Consider the following 13,021-nt stretch of genomic DNA (forward strand, 5'->3'; position numbering starts at 1 on the left):
CAAAAAGTGGCGCGTCGCACATCTGCTAGGGGGTTCATCTGATTTATGGGCTGGAATGTTACGCCCTGGTCACGGAACAGGCGCGATTAGGGTGCGCTTGAAGTCACTCTGGCCCCAATCGTCACGTGAGTTGCAGCGTAGCCCACCCCCGGGCCGCGAGGGGACCGTTCCCGAAAATATTCGGCCGCCCAAACCGTCGCCGTGCCCTTTGCTTTACGACGGCGACGTCCCCCGTGCAGCGGCGCTGCGCGGGGGAGCGCTGGGGCGATGGCGGCGCCCCGGAGTTCCGGGGCCCGGCCGGGAATGGCCGGGGGGCGACCGGGGATTGACCGGGCGACGCCCCCAATTGCCTAGCGGGGGTCGACGCCGGCGTCGTCGAGCATCGGCACCGACACCAGTGCCTCCGGGATGGCGAAGGCGTCGACGAGGACGTCGGCCCACGGGCCCAGCGAATCGACCAGATCGTTGATCGCCGCGCGCACCGCCTTGGTGCGCAGGCCGTTGAGCACGTTCTGCTCCTGGTACCAACCCGAGTGGGCGTTGATGGTGGACAAGGCGAACAGCGTGCGGATCTGGACGAACACGTCCTTGGCGGGCGATCCGTCGTCAAGCGAGGCCTCGGCCTCGACCAGCGCTTCCAGCAGCATCGCGTCGACGCGCGCCCAGCCGCAGGCGATGAGGTGGTCCTGCGCCGAATCGACGGCGGCGACGGCGTCCTCGATGTCCATCTTCTTGGCGCCGCTGAGGCGGCGGGCCAGCGACTTGAGCAGGTTCGACTCGCGGTCCTCGAACAACTGGACCTGGTAACCGGCGTCGAAGATGTCGGTCTCCTCGCGGTCGGTGACGCTGTCGATGAGCGTCTGCACCGACCGGGCCAGCGGCGTGCGGCGGCGGAGGATGTCGCCGACGTTCTCCACGCCGAAGCGCAGCATGCCCATCGGATCGAGGTCGGACAGACCGCGGGCGTAGGCGGTGATCAGCTCCTTGCCCACCATCTGGATCAGGACGGTGTTGTCGCCCTCGAACGTGGTGAACACGTCGGAGTCGTCCTTGTGGATGGTCAGCAGGTTCTCCGACATGTAACCGGCGCCGCCGCAGGCCTCGCGGCACTCCTGGATGGTGTCGGTGGCGTGGCGGGTGGCGGCGACCTTGACGGCGGCGGCGCGGGACTCCATCTCGCGCTGCTTCCACTGCTGCTCGTCGGTCGGCTCGGCGACGTTCCATTCGCCGGCGGCGATGAGGCTGTCCTGCTCGTCGAGGCGCTCGATGATCTGGTTCTGCAGCAGCGCCAGCGCGTAGGAGCGGGCCAGTCGCGGCAGCAGGCGCAGGCGGTGGGAGCGGTGCTCGATCAGGCGCTTCTCGTTGCCGGGCACGCCCTCGAACTGGCGGCGGCGGGTGGCGTAGCGCAGGGCGATGGTCAGCGAGGAACGGGTCGCCGCGCCGGCCGCGGCGCCGACGGAGACGCGGCCGCGGATCAGCGTGCCCAGCATGGTGAAGAAGCGGCGGTTACGCGACTCGATCGGCGAGGAATAATTGCCCCGCTCGTCGACGTCGCCGAAGCGGTTGAGCAGGTTTTCGCGGGGGACGCGGACGTTGTCGAACAGGATCGTGCCGTTGTCGACGCCCGGCAGGCCTCCCTTGTACCCATGGTCGCCGATGGTCACCCCCGGCATCGGGTTGCCGTCCTCGTCGCGGATGGGGACCAGGACGCAGTGCACGCCGTGGGATTCGGCCGGGTCGTGGTTGGCGTCGGTGGCGCTGCCCGGGGTGTGCAGCTGCGCGAACACCGCCGCCATGCGGCCGTGGCGGGCGGCGTTGCCGATGTACGTCTTCTGCGCCGAGGGGCTGGGGGAGTGGACGATGAACTCGTCGGTCTCCGGGTCGTACGTCGCGGTGGTCTCCAGGTTCTGCACGTCGGAGCCGTGGCCGCGCTCGGTCATGGCGAAGCAGCCGAGCAGATCCAGGTTGATGATCTGCGGCACCAGGTGCGTGTGGCGGTCGCTGCCGAGCGCCTCGACGGCGCCGCCGAACAGCCCCCACTGCACGCCCGACTTCACCATCACTCCGAGGTCGGCGTGGCCGACCATTTCCATGCCGGTCAGGGTCGCGCCGATTTCGCCGGTGCCGCCGTGGGCGGCGCTGAACACGCCCTTGGGCATGCCCGTGTCGCGGAGCCGTTCCAGGCGGGCGAGGATGGCGTCGCGGGCCTCGTCGAGGGGCAGGCCGACCTGGGGGCGGAAGAATTCGTCGTCGAGCGTGGCGCGCACACGCTCGCGATCTTCCGCGTACTTGCCGTCGAGGAGCTTCTGCAGGTCCTTCGCCACGGCGGGATCCGCGGTGGTCGGCAGCTTCGCCGGGCCCTTGCCCACGGTCTCGGGCTTGTCCTTCTTGTCGCGGCCGGAGCCCGAGCCGGAGTTCGAGCCCTCGGGCTCGGTGCCGTCGGGGGCGGCCGCGGCGGCGACCTTGTCGATGTCTTCGGCCCGCTCGGTGTTCTTCATGGCGACGTCGTCGCCGTGCTGCGGGGATCGGATGGCGTCGTCAGTGGAGTCCATGACCCCACGTTACCGGCGACTGTGATGCAGATGACTCTAATTCAAGAACATCACCACCGTGCGGGGGTGACCGGGTCGCGCGGGACCGAAAATTGCGCCGAAGGTGGAGGCGTGGGGCGCGCGGAGGTGCAGGCGCGAGCGCCGAGACCGCACTACCGCCGCTCCGCCACCGCACCCTCGACGAGCGCGGCCAGCGCCGCGTCATCCACCGGCCCGCACGTGCCCAACCAGCGGTCCAGCGCCTCGCGCTCGGCCGGCGTCACCCACAGTCCGTAGCGGTGCTTCACGGTGATCTGCCGCGCGACGTACTGGCAGCGGAACGCGGAGTTCGGCGGCAGCCACGTCGCGGCATCGCCGTCGCCCTTGCGCTGGTTGGATGGCCCGTCGACGGCGAGCAGGTTGAGCGGGTCGTTGGCGAAGGCCCGCCGCGCCTCGTCGTCGAGACCCTGCGCGCCCTTCTGCCAGGCGTCCGACATGGCCACCACGTGGTCGATCTGCACCGCGCTCGACGTCGCCGATCCGCGCTGGAAGGGGATGACCGTACCCGTGAACGGGTCGTGGAGCGTGCCGGCCAGTGCGACGCAGTCGTTGGTGTTCGGCTTGATCGCCACGTCGACCAGGTCGCGGCGCAGGATGTCGTTGCGGGTGTCGCAGCCGTTGTGCCCGAGCGCCACGGGCACGTCGTCGGACCAGCGTTGCCCGAAAAGATCGCGGTCGTACCCGGTTTTCGGCGCGCGACCCTTCACCTCGAGGGCCGCCAGCTGCGCCCGGATGTCGCCGAGCGGTCCTTCCGCATCGTGCGGCGGAATGCTTTGCGACGGGCCGGCGCCCCCATCGGCGGCCCCTTCGTCGTGTGCGGCGGGGGGCCCGGGAAGGGAGGGTGACGGCCGGGATGCGTCATCGGCGGGAGATTCGGTGAGTGATTCGGCGGGGAACGGGGCAGAAGAATCGGAGGCGGAATCTGCGGGGGCGCCGAATGTGCCGGACGGCGACGTCGTCAAGCCATCGCCGTCGAGGACCGCGCAACCCGACAGGGCCGCGCCCGCCGCGAGCACTGCGGCGGCCAGGCGGCGCGGGCGGGTGAGAGGGCGGATGCGCGACGACATGCGGCGACCATAGGACACCGGGCGGACCGCGCCGGCGACGGGCCCCGGCGAATTGGCCCGCGTGTTCGAAGGGGGGAAGCGGGGTCCGGCGGCACCCCCGGATTGTTTCGGGGGAGTTAAACGGCGATTGCCCGGCGGTAATCAGGCCCCGGCGCGAATGTGCCCCATGTCACAGTCGCATGGCGACCTGCGGAAATGGCGCGGCCAAAGTTATGTCATTACGGCCCCGACCACCGAAGCTGCAGTCAGAAGCCACGCACGAGCGGGCCCCGGGACCCCGGGCCGGCACGCGCGACACGAACACCCATGACGCCCGCGAGGGCGACAGCGAACGAAAGGGACCGGCAATGACCATCGCCACGAGCCCGAACGACGGCCACCGACTGGCCGGCGGCCCGGCGCGCCAGGGCCTTTACGACCCCTCCCGCGAACATGACGCCTGCGGCGTCGCGTTCGTCGCCGACATCCACGGCCGCCCCAGCCGCGACATCGTGGACAAGGCCATCCAGGCGCTGGTCAACATCGACCACCGCGGCGCCGCCGGCGCGGAGAAGAACACCGGCGACGGCGCGGGCATTCTCATGCAGATCCCCGACGCGTTCTACCGCACCGAACTGTCCCACGCCGGGGTGCTGCTGCCGGAGCCCGGCGCGTACGCCACCGGCATCGCCTTCCTGCCGCAGGCGCGCATGGCCACCCTGGACGCCATCCGCGCGGTGGAGGACATCTGCGCCGAAGAGGGCGTCGACCTGATCACCTGGCGCGACGTGCCCGTCGACGACTCGGCCCTGGGCTCCATGGCCCGCGACGCGATGCCGGTGTTCCGCCAGCTGTTCGTCTCGGCGAAGGGCCGCGACGGCCGCGCGCTGACCGGCATCGACCTGGACCGCAAGGTGTGGTTCGTGCGCAAGCGCTGCGAGCGCGAGCTCGGTTCCCGCGGCGCCGGCCAGGGCGCCGGCGGCGACACCGTGTACTTCCCGTCGCTGTCGAGCCGCACGATCGTCTACAAGGGCATGCTGACCACCCCGCAGCTGGCCGGCTTCTACGCGGACCTGCGCCGCCCGGAGCTGACGTCGGCGCTGGCCATCGTGCATTCCCGCTTTTCGACGAACACGTTCCCCTCGTGGCCGCTGGCCCACCCGTACCGGATGGTCGCGCACAACGGCGAGATCAACACCGTGCGCGGCAACGAGAACTGGATGCGCGCCCGCGAGGCCCTGATCCGCTCCGACGAGCTGGGCAACATCGACCGCGTCCTGCCGGTGTGCGACCCCGACGGATCCGACACCGCGCGCTTCGACGAGGCCCTGGAGCTGATGCACCTGGGCGGCCGCAGCCTGCCGCACGCCGTCATGATGATGATCCCGCAGGCCTGGGAGCACGACGACGACCTGGACCCGGACGTCCGCGCGTTCTACGAGTACCACTCCTGCCTGATGGAGCCGTGGGACGGCCCGGCGGCGGTGGCGTTCACCGACGGCACCGTCATCGGCGCCACCCTCGACCGCAACGGCCTGCGCCCCGGGCGCATCTGGGTCACCGACGAGGGCCTGGTGGTCATGGCGTCGGAGGCCGGCGTGCTGGACATCGCGCCGGAGCACATCGTCCAGCGCACCCGCGTGCGCCCCGGCCACATGTTCCTGGTGGACACCGCCGAGGGCCGCATCATCGACGACGCCGAGATCAAGTCGCGGCTGGCGGCGACCGGCCCGTACCGCGAGTGGGTCGAGGACGGCCTGGTCACCACCTCCGAGTTGCCGCAGAAGCGCTACAAGTACATGCCGCACCGCCGCGCGGTGCTGCGCCAGCGCGTCTTCGGCATCACCGAGGAAGACGTCGATCTGATCATCCGCCCGATGGCCATGACCGGTGCCGAGGCCCTGGGCTCCATGGGCTCCGACACGCCCATCGCGGCGCTGTCCAACCGCCCGCGGATGCTCTTCGATTACTTCGCCCAGCGCTTCGCGCAGGTGACCAACCCGCCGCTGGACTCCATCCGCGAGAAGTCCGTCACCAGCATGCACACGCTGCTCGGGGCGGAGGCCGACGTGCTCAACCCCACGGCCGACGCCGCCCGGCGCATTCGCCTGGAGCACCCGATCCTGGACAACCACGAGTTCGTCACCCTGGTCGGCGCCCACGAGGACGACAAGTTCGCCCGGTTCGACTCGGCGGTCATCTCCGGCCTGTACCCGGTGGCCCAGGGCGGCCGCGGCCTGCGCAACGGCATCCGCCGCGTGCGCCGCGAGGTCTCCGAGGCCATCGACCGCGGCAAGTCCCTCATCGTGCTGTCCGACCGCGAGTCCGACGAGCGTTACGCGCCGATCCCGTCGCTGCTGCTGACCTCTGCGGTCCACCACCACCTGGTGGCCGACCAGACACGCTCCCGCGCCTCGTTGATCGTCGAGGCCGGCGACGCCCGCGAGGTCCACCACATGGCCATGCTGATCAGCTTCGGCGCCGACGCCATCAACCCGTACATGGCGTTCGAGACCATCGACGAGCTGCGCATGAAGAACCAGCTGGGCACGCTCGACCTGGACGAGGCCTGCTCGAACTACTGCCGCGCGGCCGCCGGCGGCGTGCTCAAGGTGATGTCGAAGATGGGCATCGCCACGGTGCAGTCCTACCGCGGCGCGCAGCTGGCCGACGTCATCGGCCTGTCGCAGGAGTTCCTGGACGAGTACTTCACCGGCGCGACCTCCCCGCTGGAGGGCGTCGGCCTGGACGAGGTCGCCGCCGACGTGGAGGCCCGCCACCGCAGCGCCTTCCTGCCGCGCCCCGAGGAGCAGGCGCACCGCGACCTGGACCTCGGCGGCGAGTACAAGTGGCGCCGCGAGGGCGAGTACCACCTGTTCAACCCGGAGACGATCTTCACGCTCCAGCACGCCACCCGCACCGGCCAGTACGCGGTGTTCCGCGACTACACGCGCAAGGTCGACGACCAGACCAAGCGGCTGGCCACCTTGCGCGGCCTGTTCGAGATGACCTCGGACCTCCCGCCGGTGCCGATCGACGAGGTCGAGCCGGTGTCGAGCATCGTCAAGCGCTTTTCGACGGGTGCCATGAGCTACGGCTCCATCTCCGCCGAAGCCCACGAGACGTTGGCCATCGCCATGAACCGCCTCGGCGCCATGTCGAACTCCGGCGAGGGCGGCGAGGACCCGAAGCGCTTCTCCCGCGAGCCCAACGGCGATTGGCGCCGCAGCGCGATCAAGCAGGTCGCCTCGGGCCGCTTCGGCGTGACCAGCCACTACCTGTCCAACTGCACCGACATCCAGATCAAGATGGCCCAGGGCGCCAAGCCCGGCGAGGGCGGCCAGCTGCCGCCGTCGAAGGTCTACCCCTGGGTGGCCGAGGTGCGCATCACCACCCCGGGCGTCGGCCTGATCTCGCCGCCGCCGCACCACGACATCTACTCGATCGAGGACCTGGCGCAGCTGATCTTCGACCTGAAGAACGCGAACCCGAACGCGCGCATCCACGTCAAGCTCGTCTCCGAGCTCGGCGTCGGCACCGTCGCGGCGGGCGTGTCCAAGGCCCACGCCGACGTGGTGCTCATCTCCGGCCACGACGGTGGCACCGGTGCCTCGCCGCTGACCAGCCTCAAGCACGCCGGCGGCCCGTGGGAGCTGGGCCTGGCCGAGACGCAGCAGACGCTGATGCTCAACGGCCTGCGCGACCGCATCCGCGTGCAGTGCGACGGCCAGCTCAAGACCGGCCGCGACGTCATGGTGGCCATGCTGCTCGGCGCCGAGGAGTACGGTTTCGCCACCGCGCCGCTGGTGGTCGAGGGCTGCGTCATGATGCGCGTCTGCCACCTGGACACCTGCCCGGTCGGCATCGCCACGCAGAACCCGGAGCTGCGCAAGAAGTACACCGGCCGCGCCGAGCACGTGGTCAACTTCTTCACGTTCATCGCCGAGGAGATCCGCGAATACCTCGCGGAACTGGGCTTCCGCTCCATCGACGAGGCCGTCGGCCGCGTCGACTGCCTGCGCCCCCGCTCCGACCTGAAGGACCTGCCGCGCGCGGCGAAGCTCAACCTCGACCGCATTCTCCACGCCGCCGAGAGCCCGTGGATGGAGCAGGACCCGCGCTGCACGAAGTCCCAGGAGCACGGCCTGGAGGGCACGCTCGACCAGCAGATCATCGCCGATTCCTCGGCGCTGCTGATGGCCGCCCGCCGCGGCGCCGCCGGATCCGCCGGCCCGCTGAAGCTCAGCTACCCGATCTCCAACGTGGACCGGTCCGTGGGCACGCGCCTGGGCCACGAGGTCACGCGCGCCACCGGCGCCAAGGGGCTTGCCGACGGCTCGCTCACCGTGGACCTCACCGGCTCCGCCGGCAACTCCTTCGGCGCCTTCGTGCCCTCCGGAGTCGAGCTGGTCCTCGAGGGCGACGCCAACGACTTCGTGGGCAAGGGACTCTCCGGAGGCCGGATCGTCGTCAAGCCATCGCGTTCCGCCCCGCCCACCGCAGACGCGGCCACCGACACCATTGCGGGCAACGTCATCGGCTTCGGCGCCACCAGCGGCGAGATCTTCATCCGCGGCACCGTCGGCGAGCGGTTCTGCGTGCGCAACTCCGGTGCGACCGCGGTGGTCGAGGGCATCGGCAACCACGGCTGCGAGTACATGACCGGCGGGCGCGTGGTCGTCCTCGGCCCCGTCGGCCGCAACTTCGGCGCCGGCATGAGCGGCGGCATCGCGTTCCTCCGCGCCGACGGCGGCAACGGCACGGCCGACGGTGCCGACGCGCTGGCCGCCCGCATCAACCCCGAACTCGTCGACCTGCAGACCCCCGACGCCGACGACGTCGAATGGCTCACCGGCGTCATCGCCCGCCACCGCGAGCTGACCGGCTCCACCATCGACGTCGACCCCGCGGCGATGGTGAAGGTCATGCCCCGCGACTACGCCCGCGTGCTCGACGTCGTCGCGCGCGCCGAGGCCGACAACCTGGACGTCAACGAAGCGATCATGGAGGCAGTGAACAATGGCTGATCCCAAGGGATTCATGAAGCACCGCCGCGAGGAGCCGGCCCACCGCCCCGTTCCGCTGCGGCTGATGGACTGGAAGGAAGTCCACGAGCACCCCGCCCCCGGGCACATCGAGAAGCAGGCGTCGCGCTGCATGGACTGCGGCGTGCCGTTCTGCCACTCCGCCTGCCCGCTGGGCAACATCATCCCGGAGTGGAACGACCTGGTGCGCCAGGACCGGTGGCGCGAGGCGTTCGACCGCCTGCACGCGACCAACAACTTCCCCGAGTTCACCGGCCGCGTCTGCCCCGCCCCGTGCGAGGGTGGCTGCGTGCTGGCCATCAACGACGACGCCGTGACCATCAAGGACGTCGAGCTGGCCATCGCCGAACGCGGCTTCGAGGAAGGCTGGGTCCAGCCGATCCCGGCCAGCTTCGACACCGGCCAGTCCGTCGCGATCATCGGTTCGGGTCCCGCGGGGCTGGCCGCCGCCCAGCAGCTCACCCGCGCCGGGCACGCGGTGACCGTCTTCGAGCGCGACGACAAGCCCGGCGGCCTGATGCGCTACGGCGTGCCGGACTACAAGATGGAGGCCCGCTACCTGGACCGCCGTCTGGAGCAGATGGAGGCGGAGGGCACCGAGTTCCGCTGCAACATCTCGCCGTCCGCCGCCGACCTGGCCGATTTCGACGCGGTGGTGCTGGCCACCGGCGCGACGCTGGCCCGCGACCTGCCCGTCGACGGCCGCGACCTCGACGGCATCCACCAGGCGATGGAGTACCTGCCCCACGCCAACCGCGTCGCTGCGGCGGAGGCCGCGGGGGAGGAGCTGACCCCGGAGATCGACGCCAAGGGCAAGAAGGTCGTGGTCATCGGCGGCGGCGACACCGGCATCGACTGCTTCGGCACAGCCCTGCGCCAGGGCGCGGCGTCGGTGACCCAGTTCGACATCCGCCCGCGTGCCCCGCGCTCGCGTGCGGCGTCGACCCCGTGGCCGATGTACCCGCTGGTGTGGCGCGTGGCCACGGCGCATGAGGAAGGCGAGTACGTCATCACCGGCTCCGAGCCGTCGGAGGCCACCGCGGCGCTGGGCCTGGACGCCCGCGTGTCCGGCGAGACGCTGGGCAAGCGCGTGTTCAACGCCAACACCGTGTCCTTCCACGGCGAGGACGGCCGGGTCACCGGCATCTCCGCCAACGAGGTCGCCGTGGTCGAGGGCCGCCGCGTGCCCATGAAGGGCACCGACTTCGACATCGACGCCGATCTGGTGCTCATCGCCCTGGGCTTCACCGGCCCGGAGCGAGGCGGGATCGTCGCGGAGCTGGGCGTCACCGTCGACGATCGCGGCCGCATGGTCCGCGACGACGATTACCGGGCGACGCTCGAGCCGGATGCGCTGTACGACGGCTCGTTCACCGGCCCCGTGTTCGTCGCCGGCGACAACGGCCGCGGCGCCAGCCTCATCGTGTGGGCGATCGCCGAGGGCCGCGCCTGCGCCGAGGCCGTCGACCGCCACCTCATGGGCGAGTCGAACCTGCCCCGCGCCGTCGAGCCGACGGACATGCCGCTGGGCGTGTAGCAATAACGGCTGGCAGAAGGGCCGCCGTGCACCGGATTCACCCGGGCGCGGCGGCCTCCGCGGGCGTATCCTCGGCGCCATGATCATGACCACCACCCCCACCATCGAGGGCCGCGAGATCGCCCAGTACATCCGCATCGTCTCCTCGGAGGCGATCTCGGGTGTGAACATGTTCAAGGACATCGGCGCGGGCTTCCGCAATCTCATCGGCGGCCGCGCCGAGGCGTACGAGAAGGAGCTCGGCAACACCCGCGAGACCGCCCTGGCGGAGCTCTACGAGCGCGCCCAGGCGCTCGGCGCGGACGCCGTCGTCGGCGTCGACATCGACTACGAGGTTCTCGGCGCCGACAACGGCATGCTCATGGTCACCGCCTCGGGCACCGCTGTGACGCTGGCGTAGCCTTCGCGTCCCGCCGTGCTGGCCGGCGCTGGCGGGTGTTCGCGCTGTTCGGCGCTCGTGGATTGGCTGCGGGCGCCGCGCCGCTGATCGAGTTAGTGCTCGGATCCTCCAGACCTCAGAGAGGCTCGGCAAAGGCGCAGGTCAGAGTGTGGCTTGGAACATACATTGGAGGACTCCGGCACTAACGGTTCCGAGATGCCTGGCTCTGGGCTCCGGTTCCCGGACCCCGGGCTCTGGGGTCCGGGCCTTTTGCTTTGCGACGCCTGGAATCCGCCCGCGCCCCGCGCCCGGCCGCTACTCCACGATGACGTGGCCGCGCGCGCCCATCTCCGCGTGCACCATTTGGTGGTCGACGAAGGTGTACGTGCCCGGCTCGGGGAACCGCGCCTCGGCGTAGCCGCCCTGCGCCGCCGACAGGGAGAGCGCTTGGCCTCCGCCGGCGCCGTCGTCAAGCAGCAGTGACCCTTCCTTGTACATGCGGTGGAACTGCGTGCCCACGACGTGGAAGCTGGTGCCCTTGTTCGGGCCGGCGACGAGCACCCAGAAGCGCACGGTCTCGCCGGCGCGGATGCGGATGGGGTGGGCGATGTACTGGTCGGGGTAGCCGTTGAAGCGGTACGCGTCGGGGTCCTCGGCCATGACCTTGTCGGTGTCGGGGCCGGCGTCGCCCCAGTAGGCCTCGGACTGGACCAGCAGCACCTCGTGGTCGACGGGCGGCAGGTTCGGCGGATCGATGATGACCGCGCCGTGCATGCCGGCGGCGATGTGGTGGCTCATGGGCATGGTCGCGCAGTGGTACAGCCAAATGCCGGCGTGCTCGGCGCGGAATCGGTAGACCAGCGATTCGCCGGGGGCGATGTCGCGCATCGGCTCGTCGGGGGAGACCATGCCCGCGTGGAAGTCCACGGAGTGGCTCATGGTTCCGTCGTTGATCAGCGTGACGACGAACTCGTCCCCGACCTTGCCCCTCAGCGTCGGGCCGAGCGGGGCACCGTTGAAGACCCAGTGTTCTTGTTCGATGCCGGGTGCGGCGTAGCCGGTGAACTCGCTGGCGCGCAGCGTCAGCTCGTGGACGTCGGTGTCGGGTGCGGCGTCGAGGATCGGGGTGATGGTGGGGGAGTCCGGGCCGGGGGTTTCGCCGACTTCACCGAGGGCGCCGGGGGTCGCGTGATCGGACGCGGTGCCGGAGCCGTGGCTCGCGTGGCCCGCATGGCCGGATCCGGTGGCGTTGGTGGCGGCATCTGAACCTGCGGTACCTGCGCCTGCACCTGCACCAGCGCCATCGGAACCGGCCGCGGGGCCGCCGGCGTCGACGGTCAGCGTCATGCCCATCTGCCGGTGGCCGGCGATGGTGCACCAGCCGTCGACGTCGCCGGGCACGACGGGCAGCTCGATGGTCGCCGACTCCCCGGGGGCGACGCGGCCGGTGTCCTGGCCGGTGGCCAGGCGCAGATCGTGGACCTGTTCGTCGGCGTTGACCAGGGTGATTACCAGACGGTCGCCGGGGTTGGCCTCGATGACGTTCGGCTCGTAGGTCATGTCGCGGGCGGTGACGGTGACCTCGACGGTGTCGCCCGTCGGGGTGACGTCGGCGGCCTGCGCTGTCCCGCCCGCGCCGCCGGCGCCCAGTCCGCCGGTGCCTCCGGTCAGCGCCACGCCGACGGTGGTGACCAGCGCGAGCACGGCCAGCGCCGCGGTGGTCTGCATTCCGAGTCGCCGGGAATCGGCGGTCGGCGTGCCAACCGGCGTCCCGACCTTGCGGGTGACGTCGATGGTGCCGGCCTTGCGGGACTTCAGCACCGCGACCTGAGCCTTGGCGGCGCGGACGACCAGCGGCAGGTAGGCGACGTAGGCGGCGCCGACCAGGAAAGAGAGCACGACCTTCAGCCACGACGAAAAGGGCAGCAGCCACAGGATCAGGCCGACGTTGATGATCGTCCAGCGAAACGCCCCGGCCCGGTCCATCTCCGCCAGTCCGGCGCCGAGGGCGCGGGCACCGCCGCCGATGGTGGAGGGCAGCAGCCAGCTCATCACGCCGATGAGCAGCTGGGCGGCGAAGCCCATGATCAGCGGCAGGGTCAGCGAGGACATGACGAACGCGTCTCCGCTCGCCTGCGCGGCGGCGACGATGAGCGTGCCGATCAGCCACGCCACCGCCGCGGCCACGGACAACGCGGGGTAGGACAGCCGGTCGCGGGGATCCTTCGCCACGACGAGGACGTTGTGCGCCCACGGCACCGCGGCGATGATCCAGCCCAGTGCCACCAACCCCAGTCCGGCCGACGCCGCCCATGGCCAGGAGACCAGCCCGCCGACGGCTGTGACCGTGATGCCGGCCAGCTGCACCGCGAGCGAGACCGCCGGGTGCGACAGTGGCGACATCCGGGTGCGCCACAGCGCCG

General features: G+C 70.7%; 6 protein-coding genes. 3 read left to right on the forward strand and 3 right to left on the reverse strand.

Going from position 1 to position 13,021, the window contains the following annotated elements; genetic code table 11:
• Positions 1–350 precede the first annotated feature (350 nt).
• A complete protein-coding gene (locus GX015_RS00645) occupies positions 351–2,552 on the reverse strand; it encodes an acyl-CoA dehydrogenase family protein (RefSeq protein ID WP_291342013.1) in 2,202 nt (733 codons plus the stop codon).
• Positions 2,553–2,704: 152 nt separating this feature from the next.
• Entirely contained in the window at positions 2,705–3,658 is a 954-nt protein-coding gene (locus GX015_RS00650) for a DUF1524 domain-containing protein (protein WP_291342015.1), read from the reverse strand.
• A gap of 347 nt (positions 3,659–4,005) precedes the next feature.
• On the opposite strand from GX015_RS00650, the gene gltB reads away from it, so the two are divergent.
• The 3 genes from gltB to GX015_RS00665 all read left to right on the forward strand — a co-directional run bounded on the left by gltB (position 4,006) and on the right by GX015_RS00665 (position 10,619).
• The gene (gltB, locus tag GX015_RS00655; RefSeq protein ID WP_291342018.1) at positions 4,006–8,664 is read left to right on the forward strand and encodes a glutamate synthase large subunit; all 4,659 of its coding nucleotides are present in this window, start codon (positions 4,006–4,008) and stop codon (positions 8,662–8,664) included.
• The gene (locus GX015_RS00660) at positions 8,657–10,219 is read left to right on the forward strand and encodes a glutamate synthase subunit beta (protein ID WP_291342020.1); all 1,563 of its coding nucleotides are present in this window, start codon (positions 8,657–8,659) and stop codon (positions 10,217–10,219) included. The genes gltB and GX015_RS00660 overlap by 8 nt, the downstream gene beginning before the upstream one ends.
• Positions 10,220–10,298: 79 nt before the next feature.
• Positions 10,299–10,619, forward strand: coding sequence for a heavy metal-binding domain-containing protein (locus GX015_RS00665; RefSeq protein WP_291342022.1), 321 nt, complete (start codon positions 10,299–10,301; stop codon positions 10,617–10,619).
• 294 nt (positions 10,620–10,913) lie between these two features.
• Here GX015_RS00665 and GX015_RS00670 read toward each other — a convergent pair.
• Positions 10,914–13,021: multicopper oxidase domain-containing protein (locus tag GX015_RS00670; protein WP_291342023.1), on the reverse strand; the 2,108-nt coding region annotated here is incomplete at its 5' end.

It is taken from the genome of Corynebacterium sp. (genome assembly GCF_012837295.1).
Classification (GTDB): Bacteria; Actinomycetota; Actinomycetes; order Mycobacteriales; family Mycobacteriaceae; genus Corynebacterium.